Raw genomic sequence first — 17,606 nt, forward strand, 5'->3', positions numbered from 1 at the left:
TCAGGCTGTTTTTATATTATGAGGTGATAAAATGCAGCAAAATAGTATGCCCAATTTTTTAATCAAGCGCGCTTTTTTAACCCCCGAGCGTGTAGCGGTGTATTTTAACGGACAAGCCACTACCTTCAGGGAACTATATGAACATTCCATAAAAACGGCTGGCCGACTGCAGGTGCTTGGGGTCAAAAAGGATCAATTTGTTGGGGTTCTATTGAAGAACCACCTAAACACAGTTGTTGCATTATTTGCCCTGCAGATTCTAGGCGTAAAGGCTGTCATTTTAAATAATCGGTTAACTGAAGCGGAACTGATTTGGCAATTAAAGGACTCAAATTCCTCATTTTTATTAGTAGATGACACCTTTTCTGAGATACAGTTATCAATTAAAAGTGAGCTTGAAGAATTGCCAACCGTCACAGTTTCCCAGTTAGCTGACATTGAACCGGCTGAACCGTGCATCCAAGAGGAAATTAGTCTAGAGGATATTTGCACGATTATGTACACCTCCGGAACGACAGGGCATCCCAAAGGTGTGATGCAAAGTTATGGTAATCACTGGTGGAGTTCAGTAGGTTCGGCTTTGAATTTGGGAATATCAGAAACTGACATCTGGTTGTGCTCTGTGCCGCTATTCCATATCAGCGGGTATTCAATATTAATGCGCTCCGTGATATATGGGATGCCGATGGTCCTCCATGAAAAATTTGATGTGGAAAATACAATAATCGATATTGCAGAAAAGGGTGTCACAATGATGTCTGTGGTCAGTACAACGCTTACTAGAATCGTGAACGCACTTGGAGACAAGCGTCTTCCGGACCGGTTTCGTTGCATGCTGTTGGGCGGAGGACCTGCACCCTTGCCGCTGCTGGAGGCTTGTGTAAAAAAAGAGATTCCGGTTTTCCAAACGTATGGCATGACAGAAACTGCCTCGCAAATTGTCACACTTTCTCCTGAATATAGCATAAGGAAACTAGGTTCGGCCGGGAAGCCATTATTTCCTTCGGAAATCAAGATTGTTCTCGAAAATGGGAAGAGGGCACAAGCCGGGGAAGCAGGAGAAATCGTCGTAAAAGGCCCTAATGTAACAAAAGGCTACCTGCATCGACCCGAGGCCACCCAAGAAAAAATCCAAAATGGCTGGCTTCGTACGGGGGACATGGGCCTTATCGACCAAGATGGATTTTTGTTTGTCCTCGACCGGCGTTCCGACCTCATTATTTCAGGTGGGGAGAATGTTTATCCTGCTGAAATTGAAGCCGTGCTGTTATCCCATCCTGATATTGAAGATGCCGGGGTAACAAGTCAAGAAGATGAACAATGGGGACAGGTTCCTATTGCTTTCATTGTAAGATCCGCCCAATCCATTCTCTCCAAAGCGGACCTTCAAGCATTTTGCCGAAATCAATTGGCCAAGTACAAGGTTCCTAAACAGTTTTATTTTGTTGATCGGCTGCCAAGGAATGCCTCCAAAAAACTGCTGCGCAGAACCTTGAAAGAATGGTTGAATGAGGGAAGGGTATAGGATGAAAATTTCTTCAATTGATTTGTTTGTTATTAAAATGCCGCTTAAACAACCTTTTGTGACCCATTTGGGGGAAGTAACGGGGCGGGAAGGGCTTATTGTAAGGGTGTTAGATAGGGATGGATCTGCTGGGTACGGAGAAGGGGTTGCATTTTCATCGCCATGGTATACCGAAGAAACCGTGGCCACCAGTATGCACATGCTGGGTGATTTCTTGATTCCATTACTGCAAAAACAGCCGATTGGCCATCCAGAACAGGTTACAAAACTGTTTCACTCGGTAAGAAGGAATAATATGGCCAAGGCGGCAATTGAGACTGCACTGTGGGATTTATTTGCCAAACAGCACTCGGAATCACTGGCGCAAACAATTGGCGGCACTGCGGAAAGGATTCCTTCAGGAGTAGTAGTTGCAACTGATTCGATGAAGAAAGCGCGGGAGCAAATTGAGCAATATCTTGCTGACGGGTACAAGCGAATTAAAGTAAAAATTAACCCTGTTATGGATTATACCTTTTTATCAGAAATTAGGCGCCTTTATCCGGAGTTGCCAATCATGGCAGATGCTAATTCCGCTTATACATTGAAAGATATCGACCGTCTAAAAGCGCTTGATGAGCTGAATTTGCTGATGATTGAACAGCCATTGGCATACGATGATCTGATTGAACATGCCATGTTGCAAAAACAAATTAAGACGCCTATTTGTCTGGATGAGAGCATTGTCAGTTTTGAGGATGCCCGAAAGGCCATCGAATACGGGAGCTGTAAAATCATTAATATAAAAGTAGGCCGTGTAGGCGGCATAAATGAGGCAAAGCGGATTCACGATTATTGTTATGAAAAAGGCATACCGGTATGGTGCGGCGGCATGATTGAATTCGGGATATCCCGGGCACATAACATAGCTCTAGCTTCCATGCCAGGTTTTACGATTCCGGGGGATATCTCTGCATCCAATCGATTCTGGGATGAAGATATCATATCTCCGGAGGTTACAGTAGAAAACGGCATGATAGCTGTTCCTACAACACCAGGGATTGGTTATGAAATCAACAGCAAGCGTCTAGAGCAGACCCTGATACACAAGAAGACTTTCACGTTTTAAAAGGGAACCAGCTATGAAGCTGGTTCCCTTAAGATTATATGCTAATAATAGTTATGATAAATCTACAGGTTCAAACGTTTTGCAGTCCGTCTCTCTGATGGTATCGGCCGTTTCACCAGTATGGGAGACAACATAGATTTGGTCAGCGCTGCATTGATTTCCTTCAGCCCAAAATGTGCAATTGTTTACTTCACATAGAACATCTTTAGCCATTTTTGTATCACTCCTTGGTATGGGATACAACAATAGCTTGTGAAGTTTGTGGCAAAACCATTCCTGTCATTATAAGGGAGTCCTATTTTTTAGAGCCAGAGACTTTTCCTTGCCTTAGGTAGCGTTTGTCATTCATAAACAAACTCCAAAAGTAGACAAAGCCTGGGAACAAAATGGCAAAAGCGACGATGTAGGTAATAAAAATCGCCCGAAAGGAATTAGGATCCGTAAATGCTTCATGAATGGTGACTTCCGGATAAACGATATATGGTAAATGAGCTTTTCCATAAACATAACTCGCTGCTAAATACTGCGCTGTAATGGCAATAACAGATAGACGCGGCCGCCCTTTTACATTTCTTCCGGGTGAGGGGAGAAAAAGACCGAGACCACCTAGCAAGAACAACGCTAATGACAAATATAGTACAGGTAAATCGTCCATCATTTTTTTGTAAATCCAGGCATCTTCGGCTTTAAGAGTAAACATGATAAGAAAAGCCATTACTAATGAAACAGGTCCTATCCAGAGGGCATCCCGGCGATAAATTTGGTATGCCTCAAATTCCTCTGATGCCTTTGAATAGTCAGCCAATAATAAGGAAGAAAGGAACAGGGTACTCGTAATGGCAAACCCAAAGAAAGCATACTCATTTGGGCTTGTAAATAATCCAATTAAATCTAAAGTCTGCTTGGAGTCCGTTATATCGACAAAGTTTCCGTGAGTGATGGGCAATACACTAATAAGCAGTCCAGGGATGATAATCCCACATATTCCGGAAATGTAGGTAAGTGGCTTTCTGTATTCCTGTACGATGTTTGAAAAAACTAAAAAGGCACTGCGAATTGCTAACAGCAACAGAATGAGAGACCCCGGAATTAACAAAATGGTTCCGAGCGTATAGGCTCCTTTTGGAAAAAGGCTATAAACGGCTACGACCAATGCCACAATGAATGTATTCGTAACCTCCCAGGTGGGGGATAGGTACCGGTTGGCAATATTGGTGGCCCCTGTCTTTTTTCGATTAATATAAAACATTGACCAAAATCCGGCGCCAAAATCCATCGTTGCCATTACGGCATAAATAAATACAAACCCCCAAAGTACGGTTACCGCTAAATAAGCATCCAGCATACTGTTACACCTCTTTATGAATTCGAGTTAAATAGAGGTACCCCTTTTTGCTCCGCGCGATTCAGGTCATCGATTACGGTATTTTTCTTAAAATAATAACGCAATACAAATAGGACAGCCACGGCTAAAATTACATAAACGATTGCAAATAGGATAAATAAAATCCCAAGATTAGCAGCGGTTGTAACCGAATCCTTAGTAGAGAGGGTTCGGTAAATCGTCCACGGCTGCCTTCCGGTGCAGGCAAAAATCCAGCCAAACTCAATGCCTAAAATGGCGAGTGGGCCGGAGACTACATATAGCCACATGAGCCACTTGGGAAACCTGTCCCTCTTAAAAAATTTTCTGATAAATAGACCTAAAAATGAAATGAGGATAAGCAAGGAACCAACACCTACCATGGCATTAAATAAGGTATGGATAAACAGTGGCGGCCATTCCTCCTCAGGAAATTCATGGAGTCCCTTGACAACAGTATCAAATCGATTTCCTGATAAAAAGCTAAGCGCCCACGGAACTTCAATTCCCCATTTGACGGATTCGGTTTCCTTGTCTGTATAGCCGCCGATAGTAAGCGGGGCATAAGATTGCGTTTCAAACAGTCCTTCCGCTGCAGCAAGTTTTTCCGGTTGGTATTTATGAAGATATTGAGCGGATTCATGGCCATTTAAGGCTGTCAGCAACGAGAATATCCCGCCAATTACCAGACTTAACATTAATGCTTTTTGATGAAACCGATAAATCCTCGATCCAGCCTCTGCCTTTAACATTTTGTATGCCGAAACGGTCGTTACGATAAAAGCCCCTGTCATATAAGCCGATAAAGAGACATGGCCTGCAGTGACAAAAAAGCTTGGGTTGAAAAAGGCGGCCCATGGGTCCACATCGGTAATTTTTCCGTTTTCGATTCGAAACCCAGTCGGAGTTCCTTCAAAGGCATGGACATTCGTAATTAACACAGCAGAGCTAAGCGCTCCTATGGCTACAAAAATCAAGCTGGCAATCCTCATCCACGGAGCTATCCGTTCTGCAGCATAAACGTAAATGGACATAAATAAAGCCTCGATGAAAAAGGCATAAATCTCAATTTGAAAAGGAAGAGCCATAACTTTTCCTATGACTTCCATGAATCCGGGCCAGAGTAATGACAATTGCGTCCCCGCAATCGTGCCTGTAGGAATGCCTACTCCCAATAGGACAGCAAACGCTTTTGTCCATCGTTTTGCCATGACTACATATTCAATATCCTTTGTTTTTTGATAGCGCAATTCGGCCATTAGCATCATAAACGGCAAGCCTACTCCAATAGTCGCAAAAATAATATGAAAACCCATGGTTGTGCCAAATAAACTCCGGGCAATCAGTAAATCATTCATTCCGCCATCTTCCTTTCTACAACTAATCCCCCTTAGTGTTAGCATTATTAAGTACAATATGTAAAATTTTCCTCATGGGACAATAAAAAACCTCCCGGGTCGGGGAGGCGTATTAATCATTTAGAGCCTTATCCAAGGTATTAAGATTGTGTTCCATTAAGGTAAAATACGTTTCTTTCTTGTTGATTTCATCTTTGGTTAAAACGGCAAGGTTATGAATCGGCAAGGAGCGGGCGCCAATTTCTTTTTGGATGACTTTCCCTAATCGTGATTGCACATTCTGTTCAAACAGAATATAATGCAGCCCTTCCTGGTCAGCCGTGGCAGCAATTTTCTCAAGCTGTTTTTGTGTGGGTTCATTTGTGGTTGATAACCCTGAGATACTGAGCTGCTCTATCCCGTATCGCTGCTCCCAATACCCAAAAGCCGCATGAGTCACGATGACTTTCTTATGTTTTGCTTGGGAAATAGTCGTCTCAAACTGATGATTCAGGTCGTCTAATTCTCCCGCCAGTTTTTGGTAACGGTCATTGAAATATTCTTTGTTATTAGGCATCTTTTTTATGAGTGAGTCACGGATTACAGCGGCCATTTCTTTGCAATATACCGGATCCAGCCAGACATGGGGGTTCACATTATGGCCATGTTCATCGTCCTCACTGTCATCGGAAGCTGCAGACGTATTCTTTGGCAGTTCAAGCCGGTCTGCCACGGGCACCATGGTGACATTTTGGTTCTTTAATGTATCCTTTGCCGATTGCACAAAGCCTTCCAGTCCCAGACCGATGTAGAAAAATAAGTCAGCATCCGCCAACTTCATCATATCTTTTTGTGATGGCTCAAAGGTATGTTCATCAGCACCTGGAGGGTAAACGGTTTTTACGTCAACGTATTTACCGCCGATCTGTTCAGTGAAGTATTGAAGGGGATAGACAGTTGAATATACAGTTAATCCATTCTTGCTTTCTTTTGTGGTCCCTTCATCCTGTGCACAGGATGACAAAAAGAAACTGAATGGTAAAATAAGCGCCAGCAAGAGAATAAGTCTTTTCATAAAGAACTCCTTAATTTCCTTAGTTAGTAAAGCGTAAAAGATTATCGACTTTGGGAAATGCCTTTCTTATAAATCGGATTTATTACGATTTATTTTCGAAAAATTTTTAATTAAATATACGCTAATACGGAATCATTCCGATTTCCTTTGTATCTTACAGGATAATAGGCTTAAATGCAAGTGGAAAAATTGTCTTTAGCCTGGGTTTTATGTATTCTTTATATAAAGGATGGAAGGGAGAGTTTGTATGGAACAAACTACTATATTAAAGGATATGCTGGACTTTAATAAAAAATTTGTGGATGACAGGGAATATGAAAAATATGAAACCACGAAATATCCGAATAAAAAGATGGTGATCTTGACTTGCATGGATACCAGGCTGCTTGAATTATTGCCAAAAGCGCTTAATCTGGGCAATGGAGATGCCAAATTAATTAAAAATGCGGGTGCGCTTGTCTCCCACCCATTCGGCAGCATTATGCGGAGTATTTTAATTGCGGTATATCAATTGCAGGCTAAAGAGGTGATGGTCATCGCCCATCATGACTGCGGGATGAACGGGTTGCACGCTGAACCGGTCATTTCAACGATGAAAGAGCGGGGAATAGCGGACGGAACCTTTCAAACACTTGAATATTCCGGCATTGACATTAAACAATGGCTGCATGGCTTTGATAACGTACAGGAAAGTGTTAAGCACAGTGTTAGCACAATCAAACAGCATCCACTGATGCCAAAAGGAGTTCCTGTTCATGGTTTGGTTATTGACCCCCATACAGGTAAGCTTGATTTGGTTGTGGATGGATATGACAGCTAATTTTTCTTTGGTTGATTCCGTTTCTCCGGAACCGGGTCTAGTCCGCCAGGATGAAACGGATGGCATTTTAAAATCCGTTTAACCGTCAGGTACCCGCCTTTTATGGCGCCGAACCGCTGAATAGCTTCCAAACCATAATGGGAGCATGTGGGATAAAAACGGCATGTTGGCGGTTTTATGGGTGAAATCACAACCTGGTAAAAACGAATTAGGCCGATAAAAAATTTTTTCAGCATGGTCAAACTCACTTCCTCTTCTCTCTAAGATACCATATCAAAGGGTTTCCGTCTAAAACGGAAAGATTTGAACGGATGAAAAATGGCTGAATTTATAGTATGATAGAGATTAGATGTGAAAAGGAGTGATTGAGATGCCTTCAGTTGAAAGCTTTGATCTAGACCATAATGCCGTTAAAGCTCCGTATGTCAGACATTGCGGCGTTCATAAGGTCGGCAGTGACGGCGTTGTTAATAAATTTGATATCCGTTTTTGCCAGCCGAATAAACAATCGATGAAACCGGATGTCATTCATACATTGGAACACTTGCTGGCGTTTAATATTCGCAAGCATGTCGAAAAATTTGGCCATTTTGATATTATTGATATTTCGCCAATGGGCTGCCAAACCGGTTATTACCTGGTTGTCAGTGGGGAGCCATCCGTAAGAGAAATTATTGATCTATTAGAAGATACAATGAAAGAGGCCCTTGAGGTCACTGAAATCCCAGCAGCTAACGAAAAGCAATGCGGTCAAGCTAAACTCCATGATTTGGAAGGGGCCAAGCGGCTGATGCGCTACTGGCTGGAGCACAGCAAAGAAGAGCTTGAGCAGGTATTTGCCTAATAATATAAAAAAACTCGCCTCAGGCGAGTTTTTTTTATACATTCTTATTTTGCTGGTCCTCACTTGTTTCTTGGCCGGCATATTGGTTATTTTCGATCGGGTCAACCGTATGCTTGTAGGAATAAGCTTTGGATGTTGTTAAAACTGCCAGTAACAAAACGGCCAATACAATAATTACACCCACGACTAAAATGATGTACATGCCATCTCCCCCTTTTACCCATATTGTAACATGATTCCTAATTCTGTGATGAAAAGAAAAGGTGTCCGCACTCATACATTTTTGAGCGGGACACCTAATGGGTGACACGATTCTTCGCTATGTACATTAATGAATATTGCGGGGGTAATAAGTGGAAATGCGCTGTTGGCCATAGTTTTCCTGTGCAAACTTCCCTTTTAAGCTTTCAATTAAATAAATCCCCATTAAATTATATAGCTCCTGCTTATCCATATCTTGGATTAAGGCAAGTAGGTCTCCATGGGACATCTCCTCGAGAAAGGCAAAAGCCAGCATGTCGATATCTTCTTCATCGCCGGTCAGTTTATTACGGTACATCTCGTATAATTCATCCACTAACTTCATTTCGTTCACCTCCCCGTCAAATAATTTTTTATCTCCTTAATGTCTCCACCAAAAGGAAATTCATAAGTGTGAAAATTAACTGAAAAGTCTGTTATCTTTGTAGTGTATGATTATTATATATTAATCATTTCTAAAAAATGTATCGAAATTTGACAAAGAATAATTTTTATTTATTTGTGAATTACTATTAAAAAGGGGATGAGTGATTTTATGGAACAGAAGCAGACCTATTATGTCGATGTAGGAACCGGTGAGATTTCCCAGAGCTCTACCGCTTCCACGTGGAGCTATAAAATTCAAGCTACCGACGATGAGATAACGGAACTTCGTGAATTATTCAATCAAAACTATTCTACAGAATGGCAGAATTTCTTTAGGGCACATGTCCCATATGTCCAATATCATTATGACCGTGAAAATGATGAATACGACGGAAGAATCCAGCAAATTTACGGAATGCTGTATAAACTGGGTGATCATGAGGCACAAAAACATATAGAGACCATGAATATTTTGCCACAGCAGTTTTAGAAACAGGAAATCCACTCTATAGGGTTTCCTTTTTTTCGTTTATAATGAGGGTATCATAATTGTGAGGGGTTATCATGGATTTTTTCGATTTTTATGGAAATCAGGTAGAACTGCAATTTTTCCCAAACGCTTTTACTGAAGAAGCGAAACATGTTTTAGTTATTTGCCAATATGGCGAAGAATGGCTTTTAACCAACCACAAAGTCAGGGGGCTTGAATTTCCTGGCGGGAAAAGGGAACCTGGAGAAACACTCGGAGAGGCGGCCAGGCGGGAGGCTTACGAAGAAACAGGGGCTGTTTTGGATCAGCTAACCTTTCTGGCAGAATATAAAGTTACAGATGAAAAAGAAAGTTTTGTCAAGAGGGTGTTTTGGGGAAAGGTCCAACGCTTGGAAAAAAACGCTGGCTATTTTGAAACAAATGGGCCAGTAACCATTAAAGGGGATCTCCTTAAGTTCCGGTTTGAGGACGGTTATAGTTTTATCATGAAAGACCAAGTGGTTGAGGCTTGTTTAAAGCGGATCCGGGAGTTTCAAAATAAAGAAAACTCGCCGATTGACGAGTCCTAAAAGAGCGGAGACAGAGGCGTAGTGTCGAAAGGCACAGATTCTCGACTGGGATGCTGATGCTTCGAAGCTTTCCTAAGTGCACATATGCCTGACAGGAAAAGTTTCATACTTTCCATCGGCCAAAAAAGAATAGCAGAAAGACGTTTTCGGTCCATCTGCTACTCTTTAATCAATCTCTTCTCCAATAAATCAACAAGTTGATACATAATCGTGGCGAACACGGCAATCACCAAGAGAGATAGGAACACAAGTGTAAAATTAAAAACTTGGAAGCCGTAAATGATCATATATCCCAGCCCACGGGAGGAAACGAGGAATTCCCCTACCATCACACCGACCCATGAGAGTCCCACATTCACTTTCAAAGTGGAAATGATCGTCGGGAAGCATGCCGGCAATATCGCCTCTTTAAAGCACTGGAACCGGGTTGCCCCGAAGGTTTGCAAAACCTTTAAATAATTTGGATCCACCTCTTTAAATGAGGTATACACCACAATGGTGGTGATAATAACGGAGATGATCGCACCCATCGTGATAATGGACGGATAGCCCGGCGTCAAAGCAACAATGAGAACGGGACCTAAAGCCACTTTAGGCATGGCGTTTAAGATGACAAGGTACGGATCAAGGATTTTTGACAGCATCGGTGACCACCAAAGAATCGCCGCCAATATCGTACCCGACAGCGTCCCTAAGATAAAGCCAAGAATGGTTTCTGTCAGCGTGACACTAAGGTCGGTTATCAAGGACCCATCCTGTATTTTAGTCAAAAAAAGATCCCAAATTTTTGACGGTGAACTGAAAATCAGCGGGTCAATCCATTGATTCCGGCTAAAAATTTCCCAGCAGGAGAAAAAGACCAAAAAGATTATCGCTTGGTAGAAGCGTACCCATCTTTTCTGAACTTTTAAAGAATGGAGATAATCTTTATGAAGAAGTTCGACGGGCTTATTATCTCGGTTCAAGGGACTCCAACTCCTTCCATATGGTTTGGAAAATCGCTTGATAGGCTTCATGATTTCTGGCTTCAAAAGGTGACAGCTTCCGAACTTCTTCCGGCACATCAAATATTTTATAAATCTTGCCGGGCTTTGATGATAACAAGATTACCCGGTCGCTCATGGCGATGGCCTCGCCGATATCATGGGTGACTAAAATCGCAGTTTTCCCGAAATCAACCAGTGTTTTGGAAACTAAATCTTCCAGTTTCAGTTTGGTCTGGTAGTCCAGGGCAGAGAACGGTTCATCGAGCATCAACAGTTTTGGTTCCGTTGATAATGTTCTGACAAGGGCTGCCCGCTGTCTCATTCCGCCCGATAATTGTTTGGGCAGCTGTTTTTCCACCCCGCCCAGTCCAATCTGGTGAAGCAATGACAAAGCCGAGGCTTTTGTATGATCGTTCAATTGGTTTGAGAGTTTTAAACCAAGCAGGATATTTTCCTCAATCGTTTTCCATGGGAAAAGATAGTCCTGTTGCAGCATATAGCCGATATCATTATTTGCGGGAGTAACGGGTTTTCCTTGCAACAATACTTTCCCTTGTGTCGGTTTCAGTAAACTGGAAAGGATGGAAAGTAACGTCGTTTTTCCACAGCCACTTGGGCCAAGGAGGGAGACAAATTCCCCCTCCTCAACAGTAAATGAAATATTGGAGAGAGCCGTGGTGGCGGTGTCTTTCGTGAAATAGGTGTGATGAATGCCTTGAACCTGCAAAAAGCTCATAGGACGGACTCCCTTTCCTTTTTATTTTTTCATGACCGTCTCGGCGAATTTTGTATCCACCAAGGTTTTATAGTCTGCTTTTTTTGGAAGTTCACCTGCTTCGTCCATGATATTTTGCAGGTTGTTCCACTCTTCTTCGTCGAGAATTGGGTCAGTGGCAAAAGAACCTTGGCTTTTATAACGTTCAACCACTGTTGTCATGATTTCTAAATCCGTATCAGGAAAATAGGGCTCGACGGCCTTGGCAATTTCCTCGGCGCTATGGGAATCCACCCATTGCTGTGCCTTGTAAACCGCCCTGGTGAACTTTTCCACAGTATCCTTATTCTCCGTCATATAGCTCTTTTTGGTCATGAACGTGGTATAAGGAACATGGCCTGATTCTTTCCCGAAAGAAGCGACAATATGGCCTTTGCCTTCTTTTTCAAAAATGCTGGCTGTCGGTTCAAATAATTGGACAAACTCACCGGTGCCCGAGGCAAAAGCGTTGGCGACATTGGCAAAATCTATGTTTTGAATTAAATTTAGATCGTTTTTCGGATCAATTCCATGCTTTTTCAACACAAATTCACCAACCATTTGCGGCATTCCGCCTTTTCGCTGTCCGAGAAAGGTCGTTCCTTTTAATTGGTCCCACGTAAAGTGATCGATTTTTTCACGGGAAACCAAGAACGTTCCATCGGTTTGGGTTAATTGGGCGAAATTAATGACTGGATCATTTGAGCCTTGGGCGTAGACATAAATCGATGTCTCCGAACCGACAAGCGCCACATCGGCTCCTCCGGAAATCAAGGCGGTCATTGTCTTATCCCCGCCGGGTGTCGTGGTAAGGGTAACATCCAGCCCCTCCTCTTTAAAAAATCCTTTTGCCAAGGCGACATATTGCGGCGCATAAAAAATTGACCGGGTTACCTCAGCGATCCGAACCTTTTCTAGTTTCTTCGGTTCATTGGCAGAATTGTTATTGTTATTACATGCTACTAATGCGAACAGGAATATGGCGATAAGCAAAAAGGAGAAACTGAACTTTAACATCCTCTTCATAAAATAAACCTCCTTTATCTGGGCTGATTGCCTATGATAATTTATGAAGAAGGGCGAAATGTGTGAATGCCCAGTTCCAGATTTTTTGCAAATCGATATTAAAAAATATCGTATTAACGACATACTTATAAAGGATTGAAGTGAAATTGTCGTTAATAACGCCTGCTAAAAAAGAAGAACGGGAAGAATAACTGCGAAAGCCAAGCCACATGGAGCTAAATTGAACATTTTAGCCAAACTAGAAAAAAGGAAGATAATCATGAATGAATTGAACGGGACCATTATACATAGACAGCAATTTCCCTCTCCAAACCCAAATGTAAAATTAACCTTGATTACCTACCTGTCTGATGGTCTGAGGGTCAAAGGGATGCTGGCAGAACCTAAAGAAATAGATACCCATGACGGATTTCTTTATTTGCGGGGAGGAATTAAAAATGTTGGTAAGGTTCGCCCGGCGAGGATTGCCCAGTTTGCCCAGGAAGGGTTTATTGTCTTCGCCCCGTTTTATCGGGGAAACCAAGGCGGCGAGGGCAATGAAGACTTTGCCGGGGAAGACAGGCAAGATGCTTTCGCCGCCTTCCTGTTGCTAAAATCACTTCCCAAGATAAAGAAAATCCATATTTTTGGGTTCTCCCGTGGAGGTGTCATGGCCTTATTAACAGGAATTGAGTTCCCCGATGCAGCCTCGGTTGTTACTTGGGGAGGTGTTTCGGATATGGAACTTACCTACCAAGAACGAAAGGATTTGCGCCGGATGATGAAACGGGTGATTGGCGGCTCCCCAAAAAAATTCCCTGAACAATATGAGAGCCGAACCCCGCTTTATCAAATAGACAAAATCGGTGCTCCTGTATTAGTTATTCATGGAGTATACGATCACAATGTATCCGTGGAACATGCCTATCGTTTGGAGAAAAGGCTAAAGGAGCTGAACAAACCTGTGGAGTGCTGGTATTTTTCCGGGTTTACTCATTATTTTCCGCCGGAAACTAATCGGAAAGTGGTAAAGGAATTATCGATGTGGATGAAAAAACATAGCAAATAATGGTAATATAGAAGTATAAACTGCAGAGGAGCGATTGATATGGGGATGCCTCTTGAATTAAATACCCTCATTGTAACAAAAGGAAATGAGTACCGGATTGAAGAAAACACATTCCAATTAGTGAAACAGGGTTACAGACTCTATCCAATCGAAATTCCTGTGGAAGTCAGAAAAACCTTGGATGGAAACTCGAACGGAATGGCCATCATAAAAAAAGTGGTTTGGGAAAACAATACAACTACCGTAACGTATCAACTGGTCTCTTTGAATTCGACCAATTAAGCAGGTGAAAATACCTGCTTTTTTTCTTTTTGCAAAAAGTGTAATAACTTGCTTGCTTAGTCGTCTTATCTATAGAAAAACAAATGTTGGATAGGGGGGGGACGGTTGGAACGGACCCATTTGATAGAAAATTGGTTCATCGAATATGAAAAGGATGTGACCAATTATCTTGTTTATTATACCGGTTCCCGGGATGTAGAAGATTTAGTCCAGGAAACCTTTTTAAGGGCATTTCGAGCATTCAGCCAGTACAAAAAAGAAGCAGCACCCAAAACGTGGCTGATATCCATCGCGCGCAACACCGCGATAGATTTTTATCGAAAAAAATCGGTTTGGCAGAAGCTAAAGGAACGCCTCGACCAGGAAAATCCGATAACGAACGATACTCATACGGAGATGAAACTCCTCAGAAAGCTGGAGTATGAAAGACTGTACGAAGCCATCAATGATTTAAAGCCCAATTATCGTGATGTGGTCCTGTTAAGAGGTATAGCGGAGCTTTCATCTTTAGAAACAGGGCAGGTGCTTGGCTGGACTGAAAACAAAGTCAATGTCACTTTTTTTCGGGCCGTGAAAAAATTAAATGAAAGGCTGAAGGAGGGGGAGTACTTTGAACAATTTATCGGATAAAGAATTGCTCGATATGATGACCGATTTCCCTAAGCATGAATTGGATACAAATCAGCGGATAAATATATTAGAAACATTAAATAAGGCAGGACGACAAAAGCCAAAAAGACACATGAATTTACACAAACTTGGCGCCATTGCCGCATTGTTCATCTTGGCCATTGCCGCACCAATCCTTTATTATGAAACTACCAGCAAGGAAATAAATTCAGCTTCCAGCAGCCTCACAAACACGTCAGAAGTAGAAAAGGGTGACTACTTTGCCCTTAACGATCACGGGGAAATCTTTTATGCGGACAGCAACTTTGGGATACCCAACAAAGTCAGTCTATTGGCACCAAAGGACTGGATTGCCAAGGACAGCAATTCAATTGCCAAAATGATGGTCTTCCTGTGGGGGGACTATGATAAAAATTTTGCAAATAAGAAGTTGACGGTCGAGGCCGTGCATGCAAAAACTGGTGTCAAAGAGGAGCTGGCCAACACGAAGCTGGCGGGACCAATGGATGGCGCCGACGCCCATGCTTTGACAAGCTTTAAGCCGTTCCCTTTTGCAGGTAAGTGGACTTTGCAATTTTCCGTTGCTGGAAAAAGTTTTGCTGCGTTTCCCATTTACGTGAAAGAACCGTATGTTCAGGCGGATAAATGGACCTTATTGATGTCACAGGAAGATCTGCATGCCGGTTTTTATGAAGATGTCCCTATTGAAGTAACTGGGGACAATCTTCCCGATCAAATTGAGTTGGAAGTATTCTCTCTGGAAACGGCTGAAGTGACCAAATTTACTTTCGGGGATAAGACGGAATATACAGCGACGGGGGGGACAAAGGTCGCCCAGTACACAGGAGATTTTCAAATCAAAAAAAGCGGAAAATATCGTTTTACAGTAGTGAACAGCTCTCAGGCGGTTGAAGTAAGAAAGCCCGTATCCAATTAAGATACGGGCTTTACTCATTACAGGACTGGTCCGCCTTTTTCAATCACATCAGCTTCCACGTTGGTGAATTTTTTGAAGTTTTCCCGGAATTTTTCGGCTAACTCTTTGGCTTTCACTTTAAAAGCAGCCTGGTCTGACCAGGTTTTGTTCGGCTGCAATACTTCATCAGGCACACCGGCAACATGCAGCGGTATATTTAACCCGAAAATTTCATCCTTAACCGTTTCCACATGGTTCAATTCCCCTTCAAGTGCTGCCTGGACCATTGCTCTTGTGTAGGAGAGTTTCATCCGGCTGCCCGTGCCATACACTCCACCGGTCCAGCCTGTATTGACTAGAAACACATTCACGTTATGTTCGAGTATTTTTTCGCCTAGCATTTTGGCATATCGAGTTGCCGGCAATGGCAGGAACGGAGCTCCAAAGCAGGTGGAAAAAGTGGCCTCTGGTGAGGTCACACCGCGTTCTGTTCCCGCCAGTTTCGAAGTGTACCCGCTAAGAAAATGGTACATGGCCTGCTCTCTAGTTAATTTTGTAATCGGGGGAAGCACGCCAAACGCGTCTGCTGTTAGAAAAACAATAGTATTGGGGTGTCCGGCAATGCTTGGCTGGACAATGTTGTCAATGGCTTCAATCGGGTAGGCAGCCCGTGTATTTTCTGTAAAGGCACCATCGTCATAATCCGGAACTCTGGAATCCTGGTCCATCACGACATTTTCAAGTACAGTGCCAAAACGGATGGCATTAAATATTTGCGGCTCTTTTTCTTCTGATAGATTAATGGTTTTAGCATAGCAGCCGCCTTCAATATTAAATACACCGCTTGACGACCAGCCATGTTCATCATCGCCGATCAGCCGGCGGTGAGGGTCGGCGGACAAGGTGGTTTTCCCTGTGCCGGATAAACCGAAAAACAGGGCGACATCCCCTTCTTTCCCGACATTGGCAGAACAATGCATGGAAAAAATATGATTTTCGGGAAGGAGATAGTTCATGACTGAGAAGATCGATTTCTTCATTTCACCTGCATATTCCGTGCCCCCAATTAGGACAACCCTGCGCTCAAAAGAAATCAGGATAAAGGCTTCCGAGTTCGTGCCATCCACTACAGGATTGGCTTTGAAATGAGGTGCGGAAATGACGGTAAATGGATTATCATGGGACACTAACTCATCCTCAGTAGGGCGTATAAATAACTGGTGGGCAAATAAATTTTGCCAAGCTAGTTCATTAATCACTTGGATGGGCAATTGTGATTTCTTATCGGCCCCGGCAAACCCTTTAAAAACAAAAATTTCTTGTTTTTGTTTCAAGTATTCGATGACCTTATGGTATAATTTAACAAATATTTCCTCCGATATGGGCTGATTCAACGAGGGACCCCAAGCGATTTTATCCTTTGTTGCTGGTTCGTTCACAATGAATTTGTCCCTTGGCGATCTCCCGGTGTATTTTCCGGTGGAAACGCAAACGGCACCCGTTGAAGTTAACTGTCCTTCCTTTCGTCTTAGAATCTTTTCGACTAATTGCGGGACGGATAGCTGGGTGTATACATTTTGGCCGGTTAACAAATTCGCTAATTCATCGGTAATATGAACTGAATTCATTGAATGAAACCTTCCTTTTTATATGTTTTTTTAAAACGGATTATAATTATTAAATAGTATAACATATTTATTGGAATAGTCTATACTAATAACAAAAAACAATTTGTATTATATATACTTTATTCTACGGTTTTAGCTAAAGTTATAACTTTGTTTGAAATTTTAAAAGGAATATTACATAAGAACTCATAAATGTTCTGGCGTTTTCGGCTATTTGTCTATGTTTTTAGCAGCAAGTTGCAAAAAAATTCATTGACTTTAATCGATCGTCCAGTTAACATTTTAATTTGAACGGATACTCTCTTATCCCGAGCTGGTGGAGGGACAGGCCCAATGAAACCCAGCAACCTGCAATCTAAGAAAACCTTTTTAAAGGATTTCTAGGCAAAGGTGCTAAACCTGTTGCAAGGCTTGGCCTTGAACGATAAGAGTGAAAGGCGCGCAAACATTTGCATTAACCTTTCCTCATAGGGAAAGGTTTTTTTGTTAGGCACAAAATAGTGCTGTTTTACATAACAAACTTACATAACTAATAAAAATCCCGTGTTTATTTCATACTACTAAGGGAATGAGTTCCG

21 protein-coding genes and 1 riboswitch are annotated in these 17,606 nt (G+C 42.3%); of the genes, 10 read left to right on the plus strand and 11 right to left on the minus strand.

Features of this window, described 5'->3' with window-relative positions; genetic code table 11:
- The first annotated feature begins 31 nt into the window (after positions 1 to 31).
- Both ACY8D0_RS14755 and menC read left to right on the plus strand, forming a co-directional pair.
- Positions 32 to 1,525 (plus strand): o-succinylbenzoate--CoA ligase, encoded by a 1,494-nt coding sequence (locus tag ACY8D0_RS14755; protein ID WP_462411229.1) that lies wholly within the window; start codon positions 32 to 34, stop codon positions 1,523 to 1,525.
- A 1-nt stretch (position 1,526) separates the two neighbouring features.
- Entirely contained in the window at positions 1,527 to 2,633 is a 1,107-nt protein-coding gene (gene menC / locus ACY8D0_RS14760) for an o-succinylbenzoate synthase (RefSeq protein WP_462411230.1), read from the plus strand.
- A 51-nt stretch (positions 2,634 to 2,684) separates the two neighbouring features.
- Here the strand turns inward: menC and ACY8D0_RS14765 are convergent, their stop codons facing one another.
- The 4 genes from ACY8D0_RS14765 to ACY8D0_RS14780 form a co-directional block, all read right to left on the minus strand.
- Positions 2,685 to 2,846, minus strand: a complete 162-nt coding sequence (locus ACY8D0_RS14765; protein WP_462411231.1) for a DUF1540 domain-containing protein — start codon at positions 2,844 to 2,846, stop codon at positions 2,685 to 2,687.
- A gap of 82 nt (positions 2,847 to 2,928) precedes the next feature.
- Positions 2,929 to 3,978: a cytochrome d ubiquinol oxidase subunit II gene (locus ACY8D0_RS14770; RefSeq protein ID WP_462411232.1), complete on the minus strand. Its 1,050-nt coding sequence runs from the start codon at positions 3,976 to 3,978 to the stop codon at positions 2,929 to 2,931.
- Between the two features lie 14 nt (positions 3,979 to 3,992).
- Complete coding sequence (locus ACY8D0_RS14775; protein WP_462411233.1) at positions 3,993 to 5,354, minus strand: cytochrome ubiquinol oxidase subunit I; 1,362 nt, start codon at positions 5,352 to 5,354, stop codon at positions 3,993 to 3,995.
- 112 nt (positions 5,355 to 5,466) lie between these two features.
- Complete coding sequence (locus ACY8D0_RS14780; RefSeq protein WP_462411234.1) at positions 5,467 to 6,408, minus strand: metal ABC transporter solute-binding protein, Zn/Mn family; 942 nt, start codon at positions 6,406 to 6,408, stop codon at positions 5,467 to 5,469.
- Between the two features lie 247 nt (positions 6,409 to 6,655).
- Between ACY8D0_RS14780 and ACY8D0_RS14785 the strand changes: the two genes are divergently transcribed.
- Entirely contained in the window at positions 6,656 to 7,228 is a 573-nt protein-coding gene (locus ACY8D0_RS14785) for a beta-class carbonic anhydrase (protein WP_462411235.1), read from the plus strand.
- On the opposite strand, the gene yidD is transcribed toward ACY8D0_RS14785, so the two are convergent.
- Complete coding sequence (gene yidD, locus ACY8D0_RS14790) at positions 7,225 to 7,464, minus strand: membrane protein insertion efficiency factor YidD (protein ID WP_462411375.1); 240 nt, start codon at positions 7,462 to 7,464, stop codon at positions 7,225 to 7,227. The two genes, ACY8D0_RS14785 and yidD, sit on opposite strands and share 4 nt — an antisense overlap.
- Positions 7,465 to 7,598: 134 nt before the next feature.
- On the opposite strand from yidD, the gene ACY8D0_RS14795 reads away from it, so the two are divergent.
- A complete protein-coding gene (locus tag ACY8D0_RS14795) occupies positions 7,599 to 8,072 on the plus strand; it encodes an S-ribosylhomocysteine lyase (protein WP_462411236.1) in 474 nt (157 codons plus the stop codon).
- A gap of 34 nt (positions 8,073 to 8,106) precedes the next feature.
- Here the strand turns inward: ACY8D0_RS14795 and ytzI are convergent, their stop codons facing one another.
- Positions 8,107 to 8,274 carry a YtzI protein gene (gene ytzI / locus ACY8D0_RS14800; protein ID WP_462411237.1) on the minus strand — a complete coding sequence of 56 codons (168 nt, stop codon included), beginning with the start codon at positions 8,272 to 8,274 and terminating at the stop codon, positions 8,107 to 8,109.
- A gap of 126 nt (positions 8,275 to 8,400) precedes the next feature.
- On the minus strand, positions 8,401 to 8,658 hold the full coding sequence (locus ACY8D0_RS14805) for a DUF6154 family protein (RefSeq protein ID WP_462411238.1): 258 nt from the start codon (positions 8,656 to 8,658) through the stop codon (positions 8,401 to 8,403).
- A gap of 210 nt (positions 8,659 to 8,868) precedes the next feature.
- Here ACY8D0_RS14805 and ACY8D0_RS14810 point away from each other — a divergent pair, with 210 nt between their 5' ends.
- Both ACY8D0_RS14810 and ytkD read left to right on the plus strand, forming a co-directional pair.
- The gene (locus ACY8D0_RS14810) at positions 8,869 to 9,189 is read left to right on the plus strand and encodes a hydrolase (RefSeq protein WP_462411239.1); all 321 of its coding nucleotides are present in this window, start codon (positions 8,869 to 8,871) and stop codon (positions 9,187 to 9,189) included.
- Positions 9,190 to 9,263: 74 nt separating this feature from the next.
- The gene (gene ytkD, locus ACY8D0_RS14815) at positions 9,264 to 9,758 is read left to right on the plus strand and encodes an RNA deprotection pyrophosphohydrolase (protein ID WP_462411240.1); all 495 of its coding nucleotides are present in this window, start codon (positions 9,264 to 9,266) and stop codon (positions 9,756 to 9,758) included.
- A 158-nt stretch (positions 9,759 to 9,916) separates the two neighbouring features.
- Here ytkD and ACY8D0_RS14820 read toward each other — a convergent pair whose 3' ends face one another.
- From ACY8D0_RS14820 to ACY8D0_RS14830, 3 genes are read right to left on the minus strand one after another with little or no spacing between them, the layout of a single operon-like run.
- Entirely contained in the window at positions 9,917 to 10,723 is an 807-nt protein-coding gene (locus tag ACY8D0_RS14820) for an ABC transporter permease (RefSeq protein WP_462411241.1), read from the minus strand.
- On the minus strand, positions 10,710 to 11,480 hold the full coding sequence (locus ACY8D0_RS14825) for an ABC transporter ATP-binding protein (protein ID WP_462411242.1): 771 nt from the start codon (positions 11,478 to 11,480) through the stop codon (positions 10,710 to 10,712). The genes ACY8D0_RS14820 and ACY8D0_RS14825 overlap by 14 nt, the downstream gene beginning before the upstream one ends.
- Positions 11,481 to 11,501: 21 nt before the next feature.
- Positions 11,502 to 12,524 carry an ABC transporter substrate-binding protein gene (locus ACY8D0_RS14830; RefSeq protein ID WP_462411243.1) on the minus strand — a complete coding sequence of 341 codons (1,023 nt, stop codon included), beginning with the start codon at positions 12,522 to 12,524 and terminating at the stop codon, positions 11,502 to 11,504.
- A gap of 259 nt (positions 12,525 to 12,783) precedes the next feature.
- On the opposite strand from ACY8D0_RS14830, the gene ACY8D0_RS14835 reads away from it, so the two are divergent.
- From ACY8D0_RS14835 to ACY8D0_RS14850, 4 genes are all read left to right on the plus strand, one after another.
- Entirely contained in the window at positions 12,784 to 13,572 is a 789-nt protein-coding gene (locus ACY8D0_RS14835) for an alpha/beta hydrolase family protein (protein ID WP_462411244.1), read from the plus strand.
- 39 nt (positions 13,573 to 13,611) lie between these two features.
- Positions 13,612 to 13,854: a DUF2584 domain-containing protein gene (locus ACY8D0_RS14840; RefSeq protein ID WP_462411245.1), complete on the plus strand. Its 243-nt coding sequence runs from the start codon at positions 13,612 to 13,614 to the stop codon at positions 13,852 to 13,854.
- Between the two features lie 105 nt (positions 13,855 to 13,959).
- Positions 13,960 to 14,484, plus strand: coding sequence for an RNA polymerase sigma factor (locus tag ACY8D0_RS14845; RefSeq protein ID WP_462411246.1), 525 nt, complete (start codon positions 13,960 to 13,962; stop codon positions 14,482 to 14,484).
- Positions 14,465 to 15,421 carry a hypothetical protein gene (locus ACY8D0_RS14850; protein ID WP_462411247.1) on the plus strand — a complete coding sequence of 319 codons (957 nt, stop codon included), beginning with the start codon at positions 14,465 to 14,467 and terminating at the stop codon, positions 15,419 to 15,421. Before ACY8D0_RS14845 ends, ACY8D0_RS14850 begins: the two co-directional genes overlap by 20 nt.
- A 17-nt stretch (positions 15,422 to 15,438) precedes the next feature.
- Here the strand turns inward: ACY8D0_RS14850 and pckA are convergent, their stop codons facing one another.
- Entirely contained in the window at positions 15,439 to 17,028 is a 1,590-nt protein-coding gene (gene pckA / locus ACY8D0_RS14855) for a phosphoenolpyruvate carboxykinase (ATP) (protein WP_462411248.1), read from the minus strand.
- Between the two features lie 300 nt (positions 17,029 to 17,328).
- Positions 17,329 to 17,459: riboswitch (SAM riboswitch) on the plus strand.
- The last annotated feature ends 147 nt before the right edge of the window (positions 17,460 to 17,606 follow it).

The organism is Neobacillus camarae, assembly GCF_054950115.1.

Coding starts and splice junctions, on each gene's coding strand:
- ACY8D0_RS14755 (WP_462411229.1), top strand. CDS start 32: ATGCAGCAAAATAGTATGCCCAATTTTTTAATCAAGCGCGCTTTTTTA.
- menC (WP_462411230.1), top strand. CDS start 1,527: ATGAAAATTTCTTCAATTGATTTGTTTGTTATTAAAATGCCGCTTAAA.
- ACY8D0_RS14765 (WP_462411231.1), bottom strand. CDS start 2,846: ATGGCTAAAGATGTTCTATGTGAAGTAAACAATTGCACATTTTGGGCT.
- ACY8D0_RS14770 (WP_462411232.1), bottom strand. CDS start 3,978: ATGCTGGATGCTTATTTAGCGGTAACCGTACTTTGGGGGTTTGTATTT.
- ACY8D0_RS14775 (WP_462411233.1), bottom strand. CDS start 5,354: ATGAATGATTTACTGATTGCCCGGAGTTTATTTGGCACAACCATGGGT.
- ACY8D0_RS14780 (WP_462411234.1), bottom strand. CDS start 6,408: ATGAAAAGACTTATTCTCTTGCTGGCGCTTATTTTACCATTCAGTTTC.
- ACY8D0_RS14785 (WP_462411235.1), top strand. CDS start 6,656: ATGGAACAAACTACTATATTAAAGGATATGCTGGACTTTAATAAAAAA.
- yidD (WP_462411375.1), bottom strand. CDS start 7,464: ATGCTGAAAAAATTTTTTATCGGCCTAATTCGTTTTTACCAGGTTGTG.
- ACY8D0_RS14795 (WP_462411236.1), top strand. CDS start 7,599: ATGCCTTCAGTTGAAAGCTTTGATCTAGACCATAATGCCGTTAAAGCT.
- ytzI (WP_462411237.1), bottom strand. CDS start 8,274: ATGTACATCATTTTAGTCGTGGGTGTAATTATTGTATTGGCCGTTTTG.
- ACY8D0_RS14805 (WP_462411238.1), bottom strand. CDS start 8,658: ATGAAGTTAGTGGATGAATTATACGAGATGTACCGTAATAAACTGACC.
- ACY8D0_RS14810 (WP_462411239.1), top strand. CDS start 8,869: ATGGAACAGAAGCAGACCTATTATGTCGATGTAGGAACCGGTGAGATT.
- ytkD (WP_462411240.1), top strand. CDS start 9,264: ATGGATTTTTTCGATTTTTATGGAAATCAGGTAGAACTGCAATTTTTC.
- ACY8D0_RS14825 (WP_462411242.1), bottom strand. CDS start 11,480: ATGAGCTTTTTGCAGGTTCAAGGCATTCATCACACCTATTTCACGAAA.
- ACY8D0_RS14830 (WP_462411243.1), bottom strand. CDS start 12,524: ATGAAGAGGATGTTAAAGTTCAGTTTCTCCTTTTTGCTTATCGCCATA.
- ACY8D0_RS14835 (WP_462411244.1), top strand. CDS start 12,784: ATGAATGAATTGAACGGGACCATTATACATAGACAGCAATTTCCCTCT.
- ACY8D0_RS14840 (WP_462411245.1), top strand. CDS start 13,612: ATGGGGATGCCTCTTGAATTAAATACCCTCATTGTAACAAAAGGAAAT.
- pckA (WP_462411248.1), bottom strand. CDS start 17,028: ATGAATTCAGTTCATATTACCGATGAATTAGCGAATTTGTTAACCGGC.